This window comes from Caballeronia sp. Sq4a, assembly GCF_023170545.1.
In the GTDB taxonomy this organism is placed as follows: domain Bacteria; phylum Pseudomonadota; class Gammaproteobacteria; order Burkholderiales; family Burkholderiaceae; genus Caballeronia.
The window spans coordinates 1001600-1020824 of the sequence record NZ_CP084250.1; the positions used below are offsets into that span (position 1 = coordinate 1001600).

14 protein-coding genes are annotated in these 19225 nt (G+C 64.9%); 11 read left to right on the forward strand and 3 right to left on the reverse strand.

The genetic code is table 11. From position 1 onward, the window contains the following. Positions 1-22: 22 nt before the first annotated feature. Together LDZ24_RS04600 and LDZ24_RS04605 are read left to right on the forward strand one after the other, a co-directional pair. On the forward strand, positions 23-835 hold the full coding sequence (locus tag LDZ24_RS04600) for a molybdopterin-binding protein (RefSeq protein WP_248321834.1): 813 nt from the start codon (positions 23-25) through the stop codon (positions 833-835). Continuing rightward, positions 832-1521: a copper homeostasis protein CutC gene (locus LDZ24_RS04605; protein WP_248321835.1), complete on the forward strand. Its 690-nt coding sequence runs from the start codon at positions 832-834 to the stop codon at positions 1519-1521. Before LDZ24_RS04600 ends, LDZ24_RS04605 begins: the two co-directional genes overlap by 4 nt. Before the next feature lie 16 nt (positions 1522-1537). Here LDZ24_RS04605 and LDZ24_RS04610 read toward each other — a convergent pair whose 3' ends face one another. After that, positions 1538-2002, reverse strand: coding sequence for a rhodanese-like domain-containing protein (locus tag LDZ24_RS04610; protein WP_248321837.1), 465 nt, complete (start codon positions 2000-2002; stop codon positions 1538-1540). A 357-nt stretch (positions 2003-2359) separates the two neighbouring features. On the opposite strand from LDZ24_RS04610, the gene glnA reads away from it, so the two are divergent. The 3 genes from glnA to ntrC all read left to right on the forward strand — a co-directional run bounded on the left by glnA (position 2360) and on the right by ntrC (position 6732). Next, positions 2360-3775: a type I glutamate--ammonia ligase gene (glnA, locus tag LDZ24_RS04615; protein WP_175939973.1), complete on the forward strand. Its 1416-nt coding sequence runs from the start codon at positions 2360-2362 to the stop codon at positions 3773-3775. A 167-nt stretch (positions 3776-3942) separates the two neighbouring features. Beyond that, positions 3943-5085 carry a nitrogen regulation protein NR(II) gene (glnL, locus tag LDZ24_RS04620; protein ID WP_248322274.1) on the forward strand — a complete coding sequence of 381 codons (1143 nt, stop codon included), beginning with the start codon at positions 3943-3945 and terminating at the stop codon, positions 5083-5085. Between the two features lie 162 nt (positions 5086-5247). Next, entirely contained in the window at positions 5248-6732 is a 1485-nt protein-coding gene (gene ntrC, locus LDZ24_RS04625; RefSeq protein WP_175939974.1) for a nitrogen regulation protein NR(I), read from the forward strand. Between the two features lie 14 nt (positions 6733-6746). On the opposite strand, the gene xth is transcribed toward ntrC, so the two are convergent. Continuing rightward, positions 6747-7526, reverse strand: coding sequence for an exodeoxyribonuclease III (xth, locus tag LDZ24_RS04630; RefSeq protein ID WP_248321839.1), 780 nt, complete (start codon positions 7524-7526; stop codon positions 6747-6749). Between the two features lie 289 nt (positions 7527-7815). Here xth and LDZ24_RS04635 point away from each other — a divergent pair, with 289 nt between their 5' ends. The 6 genes from LDZ24_RS04635 to LDZ24_RS04660 all read left to right on the forward strand — a co-directional run bounded on the left by LDZ24_RS04635 (position 7816) and on the right by LDZ24_RS04660 (position 16954). Continuing rightward, positions 7816-7911, forward strand: coding sequence for a potassium-transporting ATPase subunit F (locus LDZ24_RS04635; protein ID WP_175939976.1), 96 nt, complete (start codon positions 7816-7818; stop codon positions 7909-7911). Further along, positions 7908-9713, forward strand: a complete 1806-nt coding sequence (gene kdpA / locus LDZ24_RS04640; RefSeq protein WP_248321841.1) for a potassium-transporting ATPase subunit KdpA — start codon at positions 7908-7910, stop codon at positions 9711-9713. The genes LDZ24_RS04635 and kdpA overlap by 4 nt, the downstream gene beginning before the upstream one ends. A 13-nt stretch (positions 9714-9726) precedes the next feature. Next, the gene (gene kdpB, locus LDZ24_RS04645; protein ID WP_305854691.1) at positions 9727-11856 is read left to right on the forward strand and encodes a potassium-transporting ATPase subunit KdpB; all 2130 of its coding nucleotides are present in this window, start codon (positions 9727-9729) and stop codon (positions 11854-11856) included. Positions 11857-11867: 11 nt separating this feature from the next. Then, on the forward strand, positions 11868-12446 hold the full coding sequence (gene kdpC / locus LDZ24_RS04650; protein WP_248321842.1) for a potassium-transporting ATPase subunit KdpC: 579 nt from the start codon (positions 11868-11870) through the stop codon (positions 12444-12446). 49 nt (positions 12447-12495) lie between these two features. Next, on the forward strand, positions 12496-15243 hold the full coding sequence (locus LDZ24_RS04655; protein ID WP_248321844.1) for a sensor histidine kinase KdpD: 2748 nt from the start codon (positions 12496-12498) through the stop codon (positions 15241-15243). A gap of 436 nt (positions 15244-15679) precedes the next feature. Next, positions 15680-16954, forward strand: coding sequence for an amidohydrolase family protein (locus tag LDZ24_RS04660; RefSeq protein ID WP_248321846.1), 1275 nt, complete (start codon positions 15680-15682; stop codon positions 16952-16954). Between the two features lie 51 nt (positions 16955-17005). Here the strand turns inward: LDZ24_RS04660 and LDZ24_RS04665 are convergent, their stop codons facing one another. Continuing rightward, the gene (locus tag LDZ24_RS04665) at positions 17006-19132 is read right to left on the reverse strand and encodes a M3 family metallopeptidase (protein WP_248321848.1); all 2127 of its coding nucleotides are present in this window, start codon (positions 19130-19132) and stop codon (positions 17006-17008) included. Positions 19133-19225 lie beyond the last annotated feature (93 nt).

Here is a 19225-nt window from a genome sequence, read left to right on the forward strand (position 1 = left end):
TCAACAGAAAGAAGAGGCACTCATGGGCATTGGCGTCATCATCATCGGCGACGAAATCCTGTCCGGGCGGCGCACGGACAAGCATCTGCCGAAAGTCATCGAACTGTTGGGCGCGCGTGGGCTGTCCCTCGACTGGGCGGAATACGTCGGCGACGATCCCGCGCGCATCACCGCGACGCTCGCGCGCACGTTCGCGTCGGGCGACATCGTGTTTTCGACCGGCGGCATCGGCGCGACGCCCGACGATCACACGCGGCAGTGCGCGGCCAAGGCGCTCGGCGTGCCGCTCGCGTTGCAGCCGGAAGCGGCGGAACTGATCCGCGCGCGCATCCGCGACATGGCGGGCGACCAGCCCGCGGATCTGGATTCGCCCGAGAACCTGCATCGGCTGAACATGGGCATGTTCCCGCAAGGCGCCGAGATCATTCCGAACAGCTACAACAAGATTCCGGGCTTTTCGGTCGGCGACCATCACTTCGTGCCGGGCTTTCCGGTCATGGCGTGGCCGATGATCGAATGGGTGCTCGACACGAAATACGCGCATCTGCACCACGCGACGCCGTATGTCGAGCGATCGCTGCTCGTCTTCGGCTTGCCGGAATCGCGCATCACGCCGCTGATGGTTGCCATCGAGCGCGATTTCGCCGGCGTGCGGGCCTTTAGCTTGCCGAGCGTCGGCGACGCGGCGCGCGGGGCGCTGTACGCGCGGCCGCACATCGATCTGGGCGTGAAGGGCGATCCCGAGCGCGCCAACGCCGCGTTCGAGGCGCTGCGCGAAGGCGTGGCGGCGCTGGGTGGCGAGATTGTCGAAGTGCCGCCGGAGGACGCGCGTTGATTCTGCTCGAAGTCATCGCGACGACGGTCGCGGACGCGCGCGCCGCCGAGCGCGGCGGGGCGAACCGCATCGAACTGATCACCGCGAAGGGCGAGGGCGGGCTGACGCCGAGCATCGGGCTGATCGAAGCGGTCGTGGACGCGGTCGGCATTTCGGTGAACGTGATCGTGCGTCCGCATAGCCGCTCGTTCGTCTACGATGCCGACGATCTGGGCGTCATGCTGCGCGACGTTCGCGCCATCGCGAAGACCCGTGCGAACGCGATCGTCGTGGGTATGCTGCGCGAGAACGGCGATATCGACACCGATGCGCTCTCGCGCGTGATCGACGCCGCCGATGGCTTGCCGCTCACGTTCCACCGCGCGATCGACGAGGCGCGCGATTTGTCCGCTGCCTTCGACACGCTGCTCGGGTTCGACGCCATCACGAACGTGCTGACGTCTGGCGGCCAACCGTCGGTGCTGCAAGCGCAAGCGCACATCAGATCGCTCGTCGAGCGCTCGAAAGGCACGCATTGCACCGTGCTCGCCGGGGCGGGCCTGACCGTGGACGCGCTCGCGCCCTTCGTCGCTACGACACGCGTGCGCGCGGTCCACTTCGGCTCGGGCGTGCGGATCGGCGGCAAAGGGCTCGCGCCCGTCGACGAAGCCGCGGTCGCCCGCGCGCGGGCATTGCTCGACGGCTAGCGCCCGACGCGCGGCCTCACGCCCCGATCCACGGCAATCCGCGAAAGCACCATCCTGAGACCGTCTTGCGGTGCCCCTGACCGTCCTTGTCGCCTTCGAAGCCTTCCAGCAGGTCATAGGCTTTCGTGAACCCCTGATTTTGCGCGGCGACGGCGGCGAGCTTAGAACGCGCGGCGCTGCGGCACAGAAACAGGAGCGGCGTATCAGGAGTGGCGATTTGTCTTAATTGTTCGATAAACTCAGCGTTCGGCACCGAACCCGGGTAGCGGATCCATTCGATGTGCGCGTATTGCTCGCCGTTGATCGCCGGCCGGCCCACCCAGTCGAGCTCCGCGCGGGTGCGCACGTCGACCAGGCGAGCGCGCGGTTCGAGTTGAAGGAACTCGAAGGCTTCGGCGGGCAGCAGCGCGCCCGCGTAGGTGAGATTGTTCTCGGCGGCCCGGCTCGCAGCTTTGCCGTACAGTTGGTCAAGCGTAGTCATGGCGAGGTGTCTCCGTTGGCTAAACGATTAATTTTAGCGTGCTGTGCAAGCGCGCAACTCGGGAACAGTTCAGCACGTTTTAGGTGCATCACGATAGCGACGCACGGAAATAGTGCGAGCGGATGGCCGTGCTAGGATGGATGCACATATTTGGTGCTGAGTCGTTGGCACCAGCGAGGTGGCAAAATCGGGCACCGCTTGCGCCTCGTTTAAAAACCTAAGCAGTTCAGGCATTTAGCCTGCGCATAAAGCACGTGGCATAGAAGCTGCTTTTTCCACCCTCGATTGAAACGGCAGTGCAGAATTGGTCGAGGCGGCGGAGCGATTCGCCGACTTTTGTTAATCAGGAGATAGGTAATGAGTAAATCCGTGGCCGACGTCATGCAACTCGTCAAGGACGAGGACGTCAAGTTTGTCGATTTTCGCTTCACCGACACGCGCGGCAAAGAACAACACGTTTCCGTGCCGGTCTCGGCATTCGACGAAGACAAATTTGAAAGCGGCCACGCTTTCGACGGTTCGTCCATCGCCGGCTGGAAGGGTATCGAAGCGTCGGACATGCTGCTCGTGCCGGATGCGGACACCGCGTTCATCGACCCGTTCTACGAAGAATCCACGCTGGTTCTGACCTGCGACGTGGTCGAGCCGGCCGACGGCAAGGGCTACGAGCGCGACCCGCGTTCGCTCGCGAAGCGCGCCGAAGCGTATCTGAAGAGCTCGGGCCTCGGCGACACCGCGTTCTTCGGTCCGGAGCCGGAATTCTTCATTTTCGATTCGGTGCAGTGGAACACGGACCAGTCGGGCACGTTCGTGAAGATCGGCTCGGAAGAAGCGCCGTGGTCGTCGGCGAAGGAATTCGAAGGCGGCAACACCGGCCACCGTCCGGGCACGAAGGGCGGCTACTTCCCGGTCGCGCCGGTCGACACGTTCCAGGACATCCGCTCGGAAATGTGTCTGCTGCTAGAACAGATCGGCATTCCGGTCGAAGTGCACCACCACGAAGTGGCGGGCCAGGGCCAGAACGAAATCGGCACCAAGTTCTCGACGCTGGTTCAGCGCGCGGACTGGCTGCAGCAGATGAAGTACATCATCCACAACGTCGCGCATACGTACGGCAAGACGGCGACGTTCATGCCGAAGCCGATCGTCGGCGATAACGGCTCGGGCATGCACGTTCACCAGTCCATCTGGAAGGACGGCCAGAACCTGTTCGCGGGCAACGGCTATGCGGGCCTGTCGGAATTCGCGCTGTTCTACATCGGCGGCATCATCAAGCATGCACGCGCGCTGAACGCGATCACGAATCCGGGTACGAACTCGTACAAGCGCCTCGTGCCGCACTTCGAAGCGCCCGTGAAGCTGGCTTACTCGGCTCGCAACCGTTCGGCGTCGATCCGCATTCCGCACGTGAGCAACCCGAAGGGCCGCCGTATCGAAACGCGCTTCCCGGATCCGCTTGCGAATCCGTACCTGTGCTTCTCCGCGCTGATGATGGCGGGTCTCGACGGCGTGCAGAACAAGATTCATCCGGGCGAAGCCGCGGACAAGAATCTGTACGACCTGCCGCCGGAAGAAGACGCGAAGATCCCGACCGTGTGCGCGGGCCTCGATCAGGCGCTCGACGCGCTGGACGGCGACCGCGAGTTCCTGACGCGCGGTGGCGTGTTCACGGATTCGATGCTCGACGCGTACATCGAACTGAAGACGAACGAGCTGCAGCGTTATCGTCAGGCGGTGCACCCGATCGAGTTCGAGATGTACTACTCGCTGTAACGCATGAAGGCAGCGCGTTTCGTTGATTTTAATTCGATGAAGCGCGCTCGCCGCATGTCATGAAGAACGACGGAAAAGGGACGGCGCGCCGTCCCTTTTTTAATCGCTCGCGGTTGTCACGCAACGAGAAGAAGATCGGTAGCACGAACGACCTCAATCATTGCACGATGGTGCTCAAGAATCTGATCAAGGCGCGAAAGGGTCACGCCGATGCGCTCTCCGACGACACGCAACTCGCCGCGACCGGGTTGCTGCCCGGCCTCGAAGCGCTGCCGACTGTCGTGCTGGTGCTCGACAAGCGCAATCTGAGGATCGCGTACGCGAACCCGTCGGCGGAGTCGATGCTGGAGATGTCGCGCAAGCAACTGATGCAGACGCATTGGCCCGAACTCTTCGCGAACGCCGACGAACTGGCGACGACGATCGCTTCCATCGCGGAGAACCGCTTCAACGCGACGCGGCTCGACGCGGCGCTCGAACGCGCGGGACGCGAGCCGGTTCATGTGCATGCGATCGTCGCGTATCTCGAAGCCGCGACCGATTACGTGCTGCTCGAACTCTTCGAGAACGAGCGCCATCTGCGCACGGATCGCGAAGAGCGCATCCACGATCTGACGGCGGTCAACAAGCAACTCATCCGCAATCTCGCGCACGAGATCAAGAATCCGCTCGGCGGCATTCGCGGCGCGGCGCAACTGCTCGAATTCGAACTCGGCGCGCGCGAACGCGACGAGTTGCGCGAATACACGCAGGTCATCATCAAGGAATCCGACCGTTTGCAGACGCTTGTCGATCGCTTACTGGAGCCGCACCGGCATCCGCATATCGTCGGCGACGTCAACATTCACGAAGTTTGCGAGCGCGTGCGCGCGGTGATCCTCGCGGAGTTTCCGCGCGGCCTCACCATCGAGCGCGACTACGACGTGAGCGTGCCCGACTTGCGCGGCGACAAGGAGCAACTGATTCAGGCGCTGCTCAACATCGTGCGCAACGCGGCCGAGGCGCTCAAGGAGCGCATCTCGCAAGGCGACGCGAAGATCGAGCTGCGCACGCGCATCGCGCGCAAGGTGACCATCGGCAAGCGCCTGCACAAACTGGCACTGGACTTGCATATCACTGACAACGGTCCTGGCATTCCCGGCGATATCCGCGACCGCATCTTCTTTCCGCTCGTGTCGGGCAGGGAAGACGGAAGCGGCCTCGGCCTCACGCTCGCGCAGTCGTTCGTGCAGCAGCACGACGGACTGATCGAAGTGGAGAGCAAGCCGGGCTGCACTGAGTTCGCCATCTTGCTGCCATTCGGAAATTGACACCGGGAACTGACACCGAAAATTGACACCGGGAACTGACACGCGAATCAACCAACATCGACATTCACCAGACTGCGGGCCGCGATTTTCGCGCGAAGCCACGAAGCCTGACCGTTTCGACGGGCATACACCGAACCACACGAAGACTTCTCGCCGAACGATATGAAGCCGATCTGGATAGTAGACGACGACCAATCCATCCGTTGGGTGCTCGAAAAAGCGCTCGCACGAGAGAACTTCACGACGCGCAGTTTCTCGGGCGTGCGCGACGCGCTTGCCGCGCTCGAAACCGAAAGCCCGCAAGTGCTGGTATCCGATATCCGCATGCCCGGCGGCTCCGGGCTCGAACTGCTGCAAACGGTGCGCGACAGGCTGCCGGGACTGCCCGTCATCATCATGACGGCGTTTTCCGATCTCGATAGCGCGGTCGCCGCGTTCCAGGGCGGCGCGTTCGAATATCTCGCGAAGCCCTTCGATATCGACAAGGCAGTGGAGCTCATCCGCCGCGCCGTCGACGAAAGCATGCGCGGCGAGGCCGCGTACGATGAGCGCGTGACCGAGACGCCCGAGATGCTGGGACAAGCGCCCGCGATGCAGGACATGTTCCGCGCAATCGGCCGCCTGTCGCATTCGGCGGCGACCGTGCTCATCACCGGCGAATCAGGCACCGGAAAGGAGCTTGTCGCGCGCGCGTTGCACCGACATAGCCCGCGGGCCAACGGGCCGTTCATCGCGCTCAATACTGCCGCGATCCCGAAAGATCTGCTGGAGTCCGAACTATTCGGCCACGAACGCGGCGCGTTCACGGGCGCGCAGGCCATGCGGCAGGGCCGCTTCGAACAGGCCGAGAACGGCACGCTCTTTCTCGATGAAATCGGCGACATGCCGTTCGATCTGCAAACGCGGCTCTTGCGCGTGTTGTCCGACGGGCAGTTCTATCGGGTCGGCGGCCACAATCCGCTGCGCGCGAACGTGCGCGTGATCGCGGCGACGCACCAGAATCTGGAATCGCGCGTGCGGCAGGGCTTGTTTCGCGAGGACTTGTACCATCGCCTGAACGTGATTCGCCTGCGTCTGCCGGCGCTGCGCGAACGCAGCGAGGACATTCCGCTGCTCACGCGGCACTTCCTGCAAAAGAGCGCGCGCGACCTGGGCGTCGAGCCCAAGCGCGTGTCCGACAGCGCGCTCGCTTATCTCGCGTCGCTGCCGTTTCCCGGCAACGTGCGCCAGCTCGAAAACCTGTGCAACTGGCTCACCGTGATGGCGCCCGCACAGGTCATTGAGCAGAAGGACTTGCCGCCCGATCTCACGCCGCGTCAGGACGTCACGCCGGAGAGCATCGCCGTATCGACCGATGGCGCGGTCGCGCCGAACGGCTCGGCCATGCCGGCCTCGGCGCCCGCATCGACGCCGCCAGCGGGCGTGCCGGCGAGCGTGTGGGAAAACGGCTTGCGCACGGAAGTCGCGCGCCTCTTGCGCGAAAACTCCGCCGATGTCATGGACGAACTCGCGCGCCGCTTCGAAGCCGCCGTGATCCGCGAGGCGCTCGACTTCACGCGCGGGCGCAAGGTCGAAGCGGCGGAGCGCTTAGGCATCGGACGCAACACGATCACGCGCAAGATTCAGGAACTGCATCTCGACGCGTGACGACACAGCGCGGATCAGCAGCCGACCGTCGCGACGACAGGCGCGTGGTCGGACGGCTGATCCCACTTGCGCGGCACCTTGTCGATCTCGCATGACGTGCACAGCGCCGACAGCTCCGACGACAACAAGATGTGGTCGATGCGCAGGCCCGCGTTGCGCCGGAACGCCATCATGCGGTAATCCCACCACGTAAAGAGCTTCTCCGGCTGCTCGAACTTGCGGAAGGCGTCGGTGAGTCCCAGGCCGACGAGCTGCATGAAATGCGCGCGCTCTTCCGGCGAAACCAGGTTCTGTCCTTCCCACGCCTTCGGGTCGTGCACGTCGCGGTCTTCCGGCGCGATGTTGTAATCGCCGAGCAGCGCGAGCTTCGGGAACTGCATCATCTCTTCGCGCAGCCATTCGCGCAGCGCATCCAGCCAGCGCATCTTGTACGCGAACTTCTCAGAACCGGGCGCCTGCCCGTTCGGGAAATACGCCGACGCGATGCGCACGCCGTTCACCGTCGCGGCAATCACGCGCTGCTGCAAGTCTTCGAAGCCGGGAATATTGCGCACCACGGTGGCGTCGTGCACCTCGATGCCGTCGCGCACCAGAATGCCTACGCCGTTATACGTCTTCTGTCCCGCGAACCAGCTTTTGTATCCGGCGGCTTCGAGCTCGGCGCGAGGAAATTTCTCGTCGGGCAGCTTCAGTTCCTGAAGGCATAGCACGTCGACTTGCGAGAGTTGCAGCCAGTCGGTGACGTGCTGAAGACGGACCTTGAGAGAGTTGACGTTCCAGGTGGCGATTTTCATGTGACGGCGATGGCCTGCGGCTTCTTGAGTGTCGATCGAAGCCGGAATGATAACGCCACGACGCTCGCGCACTCTCACGCGCTCGTTTACGCGATTTTTACGCCGCCGCGCGAACTCTTGCCACGCCCTTTATCCCGGTCCTTCTACTCTGGCAGGCGTCCAATGCACAAGAGGAGAACCGAACCATGGACCTGCTTTACGTCACCGGCATCGCCCTGTTCTGGGGGCTGTGCGCGGCGCTGACCGTGGGCTGCGAGCGTTTGCGCTGCCGTCTGCCAGGAGCGCGCGCATGACTGCATGGATGATCTGGCTCGCGGCCGCATCGACGCTGCTGCTTCTGGCCTACCTCGTGTACGCGCTTTTGCGCGCGGAGGATCTCGAATGAACGCGAACACGTTCACGCAGACGGCGCTGTTCATCGTCGTGCTGATTGCGCTCGCCATTCCGCTCGGGCGATACATCGCCGACGTGCTCGACGGCTCGTCGGTCGTCTTGCGCAAGACAAAGCGCTTCGAAGACGCGTTGTATCGCATCGCAGGCGTCGATGCCGTTGCCGAAATGTCGTGGAAGCATTACGCGCTCGCGGTGCTGCTCTTCAACGCGCTTGGCGCGCTCGCGCTCTACGCGCTCTTGCGCCTGCAATACGTCTTGCCGGCCAATCCGCAAGGCATGGCCGCGATGACGCCGGACGCCGCGTTCAACACGGCGGTGAGCTTCGTCACCAATACGAACTGGCAGGACTACGGCGGCGAAAGCACGCTCGGCTATCTCGCGCAGATGCTCGGGCTCACGGTGCAGAACTTCCTGTCGGCGGCGACCGGCATCGCGGTCGTCGTCGCGCTGATTCGCGGCTTCAGGCGGCATAGCGCGCAGACCATCGGCAACTTCTGGGTCGATCTCACGCGCGCGACGCTCTACGTGTTCGCGCCGCTCGCCGTGGTGTTCGCGCTCGTCTTCGTGAGCCAGGGCGTGATTCAAAACTTCAGGCCTTATCAGGATGTGTCGACGCTGCAAGTCACGACGTATCAGGCACCGGAGACCGACGCGCAAGGCAACGCCGTGAAAGATGCCCACGGCAATCCGGTCATGCGCGACATGAAAGCCGACAAGCAATCGCTGCCGATGGGCCCGGTCGCATCGCAGGAAGCGATCAAGATGCTCGGCACGAACGGCGGCGGCTTCTTCAACTCGAACTCGGCGCATCCGTTCGAGAACCCGACGCCGTTCTCCAACTTCATGCAGATGATCGCGATGCTGCTGATTCCGGCCGCGCTGTGCGTCGTGTTCGGCCGCATGATCGGCGACAAGCGACAGGGCTACGCCGTGCTCGCGGCGATGACGATTGCGTTCGCGGCGGCGTGCGTCGGCGAGATAGCGGCGGAGCAGGCGGGCAATCCGCTCTTCGCGTCGCTTCACGTCGATACCCACGCGAGCGCGCTGCAAGCGGGCGGCAACATGGAAGGCAAGGAAACGCGCTTCGGCATCGCGCAGTCGGGCATCTTCACGGTGGCGACGACCGCTGCGTCCTGCGGCGCGGTCGACGCGATGCACGACTCGCTCACGCCATTGGGCGGCCTCATTCCGATGCTCTTGATCCAGCTCGGCGAAGTGATCTTCGGCGGCGTCGGTTCGGGCTTGTACGGCATGCTCGTCTTCGCGCTGCTCGCGGTGTTCGTCGCGGGGCTGATGATCGGCCGCACGCCCGAATACGCCGGCAAGAAGATCGAATCGTTCGAGATGAAGATGGTCTCCATCGCGATCCTGCTCACGCCGCTTCTGGTGCTCGCGGGAACGTCGGTGGCCGTGCTGACGGCATCGGGCACAGCGGGCATCGCCAATCCGGGCGCGCATGGTTTCTCGGAAGTGCTGTACGCGTTCAGCTCGGCCGCGAACAACAACGGCAGCGCGTTCGCGGGCCTTTCGGTGAACACGCCGTTCTACAACGTGCTGCTCGGCATCGCGATGTGGCTCGGCCGCTTCGGCTCGATCGTGCCGGTGCTGGCGATCGCGGGATCGCTCGCGGCGAAGAAGCGCCTCGCCGTCACCGCCGGCACCTTGCCGACGCACGGACCGCTTTTCGTGGTGCTGCTGCTCGGCACGCTTCTGCTCGTCGGCGCGCTCACGTATGTGCCTGCGCTCGCGCTCGGGCCTGTCGTCGAGCATCTGACGATGATCGCCGCTCACTGATTTCGAGGAACAGATGACTCAACTGAATCAAGCGCCGCTGCATCGCCCGGAGAACCTCGGGCAAGCGCGCACGGCGGCGCGTTCGATGTTCGATCCGGCGCTCCGGAAACCCGCCATCGCCGATTCCTTCGCGAAGCTCGCGCCGCGCACGCAACTGCGCAATCCGGTGATGTTCTGCGTGTACGTCGGCAGCATCCTGACGACGGTGCTCTGGATCGCCGCGCTCTTGGGGCAGGCCGAAGCGCCCGCGGGCTTCATCCTCGCCATTGCGCTGTGGCTGTGGTTCACCGTGCTCTTCGCGAACTTCGCCGAGGCGCTCGCCGAAGGGCGCTCGAAGGCGCAGGCGGCGTCGTTGCGCAGCGCCAAGCACAACGTCATGGCGAAGAAGCTGAACGAGCCGCATCCGAAGTCGCCCATTCGCATTGTCGCGTCGAGCGATCTGCGCAAGGGCGACGTCGTGCTGATCGAAGCCGGGGACGCCGTGCCCGCCGATGGCGAAGTGATCGATGGCGTCGCGTCCGTCGACGAATCCGCGATCACGGGCGAATCCGCGCCCGTCATCCGCGAGTCGGGCGGCGACTTCTCGTCGGTGACGGGCGGCACGCGCGTGCTGTCGGACTGGATCGTCGTGCGCGTGAGCGCCGACCCCGGCGAGGCGTTTCTCGACCGCATGATCGCAATGGTCGAAGGCGCGAAGCGGCAGAAGACGCCGAACGAAATCGCGCTGACCATTCTGCTCGTCGCGCTGACGCTCGTGCTGCTGTTCGCCACCGCGACCTTGCTGCCGTTCTCGATGTTCTCGGTCGAAGCCGCGAAAGCCGGGCACGTGGTCACGATCACCGCGCTCGTCGCGCTGCTCGTCTGCCTGATTCCGACGACCATCGGCGGGCTGCTGTCGGCCATCGGCGTCGCGGGCATGAGCCGCATGATGCAGGCGAACGTGATCGCGACCTCGGGCCGCGCGGTGGAAGCGGCCGGCGACGTGGACGTGTTGCTGCTCGACAAGACCGGCACCATCACGCTCGGCAACCGGCAGGCGTCGTCGTTCGCGCCGGCGCCGGGCGTGAGCGAGCGCGATCTCGCCGACGCCGCGCAACTCGCGTCGCTCGCCGACGAAACGCCCGAAGGCCGCAGCATCGTCGTGCTGGCGAAGCAGCGCTTCGATATCCGCGAACGCGACATGGCGACGCTCGGCGCGACGTTCATCGCGTTCAGCGCGCAGACGCGCATGAGCGGCGTCGATGTGCCGGATCGCGAGATTCGCAAGGGCGCGGCCGATGCGGTGAGAAAGTATGTCGAAGAACGCGGCGGGCGCTTTCCGCAGGAAGTGCAGCATGGCGTCGACGAGATCGCGCGGCGCGGCAGCACGCCGCTCGTCGTCGCCGAATACGTCGCGGGCAAGGCGCGCGCGCTCGGCGTGATCGAACTGAAGGACATCGTGAAGGGCGGCATCAGGGAACGCTTTGCCGAGTTGCGCAAGATGGGCATCAAGACCGTGATGGTCACGGGCGACAACCGGCTGACGGCGGCGGCCATCGCGGCGGAAGCGGGCGTGGACGACTTTCTCGCCGAAGCGACGCCCGAAGCGAAGCTCTCGACGATCCGCGCGCATCAGGCCGAAGGGCGGCTCGTGGCGATGACCGGCGACGGCACCAACGACGCGCCCGCGCTCGCGCAAGCCGACGTCGCGGTGGCGATGAACACCGGCACGCAGGCCGCGAAAGAAGCGGGCAACATGGTCGATCTCGATTCGAACCCGACGAAGCTGATCGAAATCGTGGAGATCGGCAAGCAGATGCTGATGACGCGCGGATCGCTCACGACATTCTCCATCGCCAACGACGTCGCCAAGTACTTCGCGATCATTCCGGCCGCTTTCGCCACCACGTATCCGCAATTGCGCGTGCTGGACGTGATGCATCTCGCGTCGCCGTCGTCCGCGATTCTTTCGGCGGTCATCTTCAACGCGCTCATCATCGTGTTCCTGATTCCGCTCGCGCTGAAGGGCGTGAAATATCGCGCGCTCGGGGCGGCTTCGTTGTTGCGGCGGAATCTGCTCGTGTATGGGCTCGGCGGCATCGTGCTGCCGTTTCCGGTCATCAAGCTGATCGACATGACGATCACCGCGCTCGGTTGGAACTAGGAGAACACATCATGAAGAATGCATTGCGTCCGGCGATCGTATTGTTCGTTGCACTGACGATCATCACGGGCTTGCTTTATCCGCTCATCGTCACGGCGGTATCGCAGACGGCGTTCAGGCATCAGGCGAACGGCAGTCTCATCGAGCTCGACGGGAGAATCATCGGTTCGGAACTGATCGGCCAGCAGTTCGACGCGCCGCGCTATTTCTGGGGCCGCTTGTCCGCCACGACGCCGAATCCGTACAACGCGGGCAGCTCTGGCGGATCGAATCTCGGCCCGACGAACCCCGCGCTCGCCGATGCCGTGAAGGCGCGCATCGCGGCGCTGCACGCCGCCGATCCTTCGAACGAGGCCGCCGTACCCGTCGATCTCGTGACCTCATCGGGCAGCGGGCTCGATCCCGACATCAGCCCAGCGGCGGCCGCGTATCAGATCGCACGCGTGGCGCGGGCGCGCGGGCTGTCCGTCGCGCAGGTGAATGCACTCGTCGTCGAGGCGACGTCCATGCGCACGTTCGGCGTCATCGGGGAACCCGCGGTGAATGTGCTTAAATTGAATCTCGCGCTGGACCGGGCGAGCGTTCGCTGAGCGCCGCCATTCCCCATGCGCGACATGACGAGAACCCGCTCAGGAGCCCATGCGCCCGACCCCCGATGAACTCCTCGACAAGCTGCAACGCGAGGAAGCGAAGCGCCAGCGCGGCCGGCTGAAGGTGTTCTTCGGCGCGTCGGCGGGCGTCGGCAAGACCTTTGCGATGCTGCAAGCCGCGCGACGCCGCCGCGACGAAGGTGTCGACGTCGTGATCGGCGTCGTCGAAACGCATGGCCGCAAGGAGACGCTCGCGTTGTGTGAAGGACTCGAGACGCTGCCGCCCGTGCACATCGACTATCGCGGCCGCACGCTCGCGGAATTCGATCTCGACGGCGCGCTCGCGCGCAGGCCGCAACTCATCGTCGTCGATGAACTCGCGCATTCGAACGTGCAGGGTTCGCGGCACCTGAAGCGCTGGCAGGACGTGCACGAACTGCTCGACGCGGGCATCGACGTGTACACGACCGTCAACGTGCAGCATCTGGAAAGCCTCAACGATATCGTCGGGCGCATCACCGGCATTCGCGTGTGGGAGACGGTGCCCGACCGCGTGTTCGATCTCGCCGATGAGGTCACGCTCGTCGATCTGCCGCCCGAGGAACTGCTCGATCGTCTGCGCGAAGGCAAGGTCTATCTGCCGCAGCAGGCCGAGCAGGCGGTGCGCAACTTCTTTCGCAAGGGCAACCTGATCGCGCTGCGCGAACTCGCGTTGCGCCGCACCGCCGACCGCGTCGATGCGCAGATGCGCGAGTACCGCGCCGATCAGTCGATCGAGCGCATCTGGCGAGCGCGGGAGCGGTTGATTGCGTGCGTCGGGCCGGGACCGGAAGGCGCGGCGCTCGTGCGCGCGGCGGCGCGGCTCGCGGCTGCGCTGAAGGCGGACTGGCTCGCGGTCTATGTCGAAACGCCGAAGCTTCAGCGCCTTTCCGACGATGAGCGCCGCCGCACGCTCGACGCGCTCAAGCTCGCCTCCGAACTCGGCGCGGAAACGGTCACGCTCGATGGCGCGGACGCCGCCGCGACGCTCATCGATTATGCGCGCATGCGCAACGTGTCGAAGCTCATCGCGGGCGCGCCGGCCGCGCGAAGCTGGCGGCGGATCGCGCACACGCCGGTCGCGGAGCGCATCGTCCGGCATGCGGCGGATATCGATGTCACGCTCGTCTCCGCCGCCCCGCGCGACGAATCGCCAACGCGGCGGGCGTCGATAGCCGGCGCTTGGCGCGACGCGGGGCATTCGCCGCCGCGCGCTTACTGCTACGCGCTCGCCATCGGCGCGGCGATCACGCTGGTCGCGCATGGGCTGGCCGCGCGGCAGATTGCGCTCACCAATCTCGTGATGCTGTATCTGCTCGGCGTGATCTTCGCCGCCGCGCGGCTCGGGCGCGGGCCGGGCGTGATGCTGTCGTTCGTGTCGGTCGCGGCGTTCGACTTCTTCTTCGTGCCGCCCGCGCTGTCGTTTTCCGTCACCGACACGCAATACGTGCTCACCTTCGTCGTGATGCTGCTGACATCGCTCACGATCAGCCATCTCACGTCGAGCCTGCGCCGCGAGGCGCGCATCGCGTCGCAGCGGGAACGGCGCACCAGCGCCATGTATGCGATGACGAAAGAACTCGCCGCCGCGCTGATGACCGGGCAGATCATCGAGATCGGCACCCGGCATGTGGCCGAGGTCTTCCACGCGAAGGTCGCGATGCTGCTGCCCGATGCGAGCGAACGCGTGCGCCAGAAAGTGGACGAGCCGAACGCCGACGCGATGCTCGACGCCGCGCGCATCGACCTCGATATCGCGCAATGGGTCTACGAGCAGCAGAACCCCGCGGGCCGCGGCACCGATACGCTGCCTGCCACCGATGCGCTCTACTTGCCGCTGCGCGCGCCGATGCGCACGCGCGGCGTGCTGGCGCTCGTCGTCGAGCGGGAAGCTGAACTGGCCGTGCCGGAGCAGCGGCGCATGATCGAGACGTTCGCGGCGCAGATCGCGCTGGCGCTCGAACGCGTGCATTACGTGGATATCGCGCAGGACGCGCTCGTCAACATGGAGTCCGAACGCCTGCGCAATTCGCTGCTCTCGGCGATCTCGCATGACCTGCGCACGCCGTTGACGTCGATAGTCGGTTTCGCGTCGGTGCTGGAGGAAGAAGCGCGCGCGATCGGCGGTCTTTCGGGCGAGTCGCAGGAACTGGTGCGCGCGATCCACGAGGAGGCGCTGCGTATGAGCGGGCTCGTGACGAACCTGCTCGACATGGCGCGCTTGCAGGCGGGCGCGATTCGCTTAAACCGTCAATGGTCGATGCTCGAAGAAACCGTCGGCGCCGCGCTCGCATCGATGAGGCGCACGCTCGCGGGCCGTCCGGTGCAGGTTCGCGTGCCGTCGAATCTGCCGATGCTGCGGCTCGACGCGGTGTTGATGGAACGGCTATTCGCGAACTTGCTGGAGAACGCGGCGAAATACACGCCCCCGCATACGCCGATTTCCATTGCGGCGGAAGAAGAGACATCGGGCGATGCGCGCGCCGTGCGCGTCGTCATCGACGATGAAGGGCCGGGCGTGCCGGCCGGCATGGAGACGCGCCTCTTCGAGAAGTTCACGCGCGGCGAGAAGGAATCGGCGCAACCGGGCATCGGGCTCGGGCTCGCGATCTGTCGCGCGATCGTGGAAGCGCACGGCGGGCGCATCGGCGTGGAGAACCGCGTCGACAGGGAAGGGCGCGTGTGCGGCGCGCGCTTCTGGTTCACGTTGCCGGCGGACGAAGCGCCGCCTGACATCGAGCAGGGCGAGGGTATCTAGCGCGTGCATGCGCGATCGCACGGTGGAGAAGGCGGCGCGGCGTTAGATTCGTCGCATGAAATCATCCTCCAATCGCCGACGCTTTCTTATCGATGCCGGGCTCGCACTCGGCGCGTACAGTCTCCATGCGTATCCGCGCGCCGCGTCCGCGGCGATTCCTTCGAATGCCAATGTCATCACCCCGTTTGCGTTCGGCGCAAAAGGCGATGGCCGCGCCGACGACTCCGCCGCCCTGAATGCCGCCTACGCGCGCGATCTATCGCACGACGCGCGGCGTCTCCACGCACGACGAGGGCGCCACGCTCATCGCGACGCTTAACGGCACGCGAGACGGCGCAACCTACCCTTCGCTCCATCACGCACTAACCAGAGCGTCCCGCCCGCGCTTTTATGTCCCGCTACAATCGTCCGAACCGCTTACGCCCGAGGGCTTCATATGGATCTCATCATTCGCCGCGCATCGCTCGTGCGCTCGACGGGGCTCGTCGATATCGGCATGGAAGCAGGCCGTATCGCTGCGATCGAGCCGCATCTGAATGCGAGCGCGCGTGAGGAAATCGACGCGAACGGTTCGCTCGTCACCGCCCCGTTCGTCGACGCGCACTTCCACATGGACGCGACGCTCTCGTACGGTCTGCCGCGCGTGAACGCGTCGGGCACGCTGCTCGAAGGCATCGCGTTATGGGGCGAACTGAAGCCCGAACTCACGCAGGAAGCCATCGTCGAGCGCGCGCTGCAGTATTGCGACTGGGCCGTCGCGCGCGGGCTGCTGGCGATCCGCTCGCACGTCGATGTCTGCGATCCGCGTCTGCTCGCCGCCGAGGCGCTCGTCGAAGTGAAGCGCCGCGTGAAGCCGTATCTCGACCTGCAACTCGTCGCGTTCCCGCAGGACGGCGTGCTGCGCAGTCCGGGCGCATTCGAGAACCTGAAGCGCGCGATCGCGCTCGGCGTCGATGTCGTCGGCGGCATCCCGCACTTCGAGCGCACGATGGCGGACGGCGCGGCATCCGTCACGCTGCTGTGCGAGTACGCGGCCAAGCACGGCTTGCGCGTGGACATGCACTGCGACGAATCCGACGATCCGATGTCGCGCCACATCGAAACGCTCGCGGCGGAAACGCATCGGCTGGGACTGCACGGCCGCGTGACGGGCTCGCATCTCACGTCCATGCATTCGATGGACAACTACTACGTCAGCAAGCTGATTCCGCTGATGCGCGAAGCGGGCGTCTCGGCGATCGCGAATCCGCTCATCAACATCACATTGCAGGGACGCTCGGACACCTACCCGAAGCGGCGCGGCATGACGCGCGTGCCCGAACTGATGGCGGCGGGCATCGACGTCGCGTTCGGCCACGACTGCGTGATGGACCCGTGGTACAGCCTGGGCTCCGGCGACATGCTCGAAGTCGCGCACATGGGCCTGCACGTCGCGCAAATGACGGGCGTCGACGCGATGCTCGCGTGCTTCGATGCGGTCACGCGCGCGCCCGCGCGCATTCTCGGGCTCGAAGGCTACGGCGTGGAAGTGGGCTGTCATGCGGACTGCGTCGTGCTGGACGCGCGCGATCCGATCGAAGCGATCCGCTTGCGCGCGGCGCGCACGGCGGTGATCAGAAGAGGGAAGGTGGTGAGCCGCAGCCCGGCTATGCGCGCGACGCTCGCGCTCGAAGGCCGGCCTGCGGAAGTGGACTTCAGAATCCAGCGCTGAAAAGCAAAACCCCGGCGCGGCGGCCGGGGTTCGGATCAGTTGATCAGTGCATCAGTGCACCGTCTGCGTGTGTTCGCTCATGCCGTTGTGACGCAACAGCGCGTCGATGCTCGGCTCGCGTCCGCGAAACGCCTTGAACGAATCCATCGCCGGGCGGCTGCCGCCGACCTCCAGAATCTCGCGGCGATAGCGCGTGCCGGTCTCCGCGTTCAGCACCGACCCGTTCGCAGCCTTCGCGGCTTCCTCGAACGCGGCATAGGCATCGGCGGAGAGCACTTCGGCCCACTTGTAGCTGTAATAGCCCGCCGCGTAACCGCCCGCGAAGATGTGGCTGAACGTATTCGGCCAGCGAGAGAACGGCGCCTGCGGAATGACGTGGAACTTCTCGTTGATCTCGCGGGCAAGGTCGTTCACGTTCTGCGTGCCGTTGGCCGGATCGTAGGACGTGTGCAGCACCATGTCGAACATCGAAAAGACGATCTGACGCAGCGTGCCGAGACCGCTCTGGAAGTTCTTCGCGGCGAGCATCTTGTCGAAGAGTTCGCGCGGCAGCGGCTGGCCCGTTTCGACGTGCGCCGACATGTCGGTCAGCACGTCCCACTCCCAGCAGAAGTTCTCCATGAATTGCGACGGCAATTCCACCGCGTCCCATTCGACGCCGTTGATGCCCGACACGCCGAGTTCGTCGACGCGCGTAAGCATGTGATGCAGGCCGTGCCCGAATTCGTGGAAGAGCGTGATGACTTCATCGTGCGTGAAGCAGGCGGGCTTGCCGCCGACCGGCGCGGAGAAATTGCAGGTGAGATACGCGACCGGCGTCTGCACGTCGCCTTGCGTGCGCTTGTGGCGGGCGCGGGCGTCGTCCATCCATGCGCCGCCGCGCTTGCCTTCGCGCGCGTACAGGTCCAGATAGAACTGCGCGACGAGCGAGCCGTCCTTGTTCTCGACGCGGAAGAAGCGCACGTCCGGATTCCACACGGCGGCTTCGTCGCGGCGAATCGAGACGTTGAACAACGTTTCGGTCACCTTGAAAAGACCCTTCAATACCGCTTCCTGCGGGAAGTACTGCTTCACTTCGTTCTCGGAGAACGAATAGCGCTTCTGGCGCAGCTTTTCGGCGGCATAGGCGACATCCCACGGCTGAAGCTCCGGCATGCCGAGTTCGGTCGCGGCGAACGCGCGCAGTTCCATCCAGTCGTTTTCGGCATACGGACGCGCGCGCTTGGCGAGGTCTTCGAGAAACGCGATGACCTGCGCGGGCGATTCCGCCATCTTCGGCGCAAGCGACACTTCCGCGAAGTTCTGGTAGCCGAGCGTGCGCGCTTCTTCCTGACGCAGCTTCAGATGCTCGACGATGTTCTGCGTGTTGTCCCATTCGGGCTTGCCGTGGCCATACGTTTCGCCGAGTTCCGACGCCCGCGTGACATACGCGCGATACATCGCCTCGCGCATCGGACGATGCTCTGCGTATTGCAACACGGGGAAATACGAGGGGAAGTGCAGCGTGAACTTCCAGCCTTCCTTGCCTTCTTTCTGCGCGGCTTCGCGGGCGGCTTCGATCACGTCGTCGGGCAGGCCGGCGAGGTCGCTCTGCTGCGTGACGACGTAAGCGTATGCGTTGGTCGAATCCAGCACGTGATCGGAGAATGCCTTCGAGAGCGCAGCCTGCTCTTCCTGCAATTGAGCGAAGCGCGGCTTGCGATCTTCGGGCAATTCCGCACCGGACAGGCGGAAATCGCGCAGCGCGTTTTCCAGAATCTTCTTGCGCTCGGGCGAAAGTCCCGCGAATTCGTCGCCTGCGGCGATCGCCTTGTACTTCTCGTACAGCGCGAGATTCTGGCCGACGCTCGCGGAAAACTCCGTGACGCGCGGCAGATTCTCGGCATGGGCGGCGCGCAGCTCGGGCGTATCGGCGACGGCGTTCAGGTGCCCGACGATGCCCCACGCACGCGAGAGCTTTTCCGATTCACGTTCCACCGTTTCGACGACGTCCTGCCAGGTGGCAGGCGTGTCCGGCGCGCTCGCTCGATCGACGGCGCTTTTGGCCGCCGCCAGCAGCACGTCGAGCGCGGGGGTGACATGCTCGGGCTTGATGTCGCCGAAGCGCGGCAAGTCGGAAAAATCGAGCAGCGGATTGGATGCTGCCGTGGTCGGCGTGGCTGCGGTGGTATCGCTCATGGCTCTCCCGGTTCTGTGATCGTTGAAGCGCGGAGCGGGCCAGTCATGCGAAGCCCGCGCCGCTCGTGTCCGAATACTATTGGAGCATTATTG

Coding starts and splice junctions, on each gene's coding strand:
- LDZ24_RS04600 (WP_248321834.1), top strand. CDS start 23: ATGGGCATTGGCGTCATCATCATCGGCGACGAAATCCTGTCCGGGCGG.
- LDZ24_RS04610 (WP_248321837.1), bottom strand. CDS start 2,002: ATGACTACGCTTGACCAACTGTACGGCAAAGCTGCGAGCCGGGCCGCC.
- glnA (WP_175939973.1), top strand. CDS start 2,360: ATGAGTAAATCCGTGGCCGACGTCATGCAACTCGTCAAGGACGAGGAC.
- glnL (WP_248322274.1), top strand. CDS start 3,943: ATGGTGCTCAAGAATCTGATCAAGGCGCGAAAGGGTCACGCCGATGCG.
- ntrC (WP_175939974.1), top strand. CDS start 5,248: ATGAAGCCGATCTGGATAGTAGACGACGACCAATCCATCCGTTGGGTG.
- xth (WP_248321839.1), bottom strand. CDS start 7,526: ATGAAAATCGCCACCTGGAACGTCAACTCTCTCAAGGTCCGTCTTCAG.
- LDZ24_RS04635 (WP_175939976.1), top strand. CDS start 7,816: ATGACTGCATGGATGATCTGGCTCGCGGCCGCATCGACGCTGCTGCTT.
- kdpA (WP_248321841.1), top strand. CDS start 7,908: ATGAACGCGAACACGTTCACGCAGACGGCGCTGTTCATCGTCGTGCTG.
- kdpB (WP_305854691.1), top strand. CDS start 9,727: ATGACTCAACTGAATCAAGCGCCGCTGCATCGCCCGGAGAACCTCGGG.
- kdpC (WP_248321842.1), top strand. CDS start 11,868: ATGAAGAATGCATTGCGTCCGGCGATCGTATTGTTCGTTGCACTGACG.
- LDZ24_RS04655 (WP_248321844.1), top strand. CDS start 12,496: ATGCGCCCGACCCCCGATGAACTCCTCGACAAGCTGCAACGCGAGGAA.
- LDZ24_RS04660 (WP_248321846.1), top strand. CDS start 15,680: ATGGATCTCATCATTCGCCGCGCATCGCTCGTGCGCTCGACGGGGCTC.
- LDZ24_RS04665 (WP_248321848.1), bottom strand. CDS start 19,132: ATGAGCGATACCACCGCAGCCACGCCGACCACGGCAGCATCCAATCCG.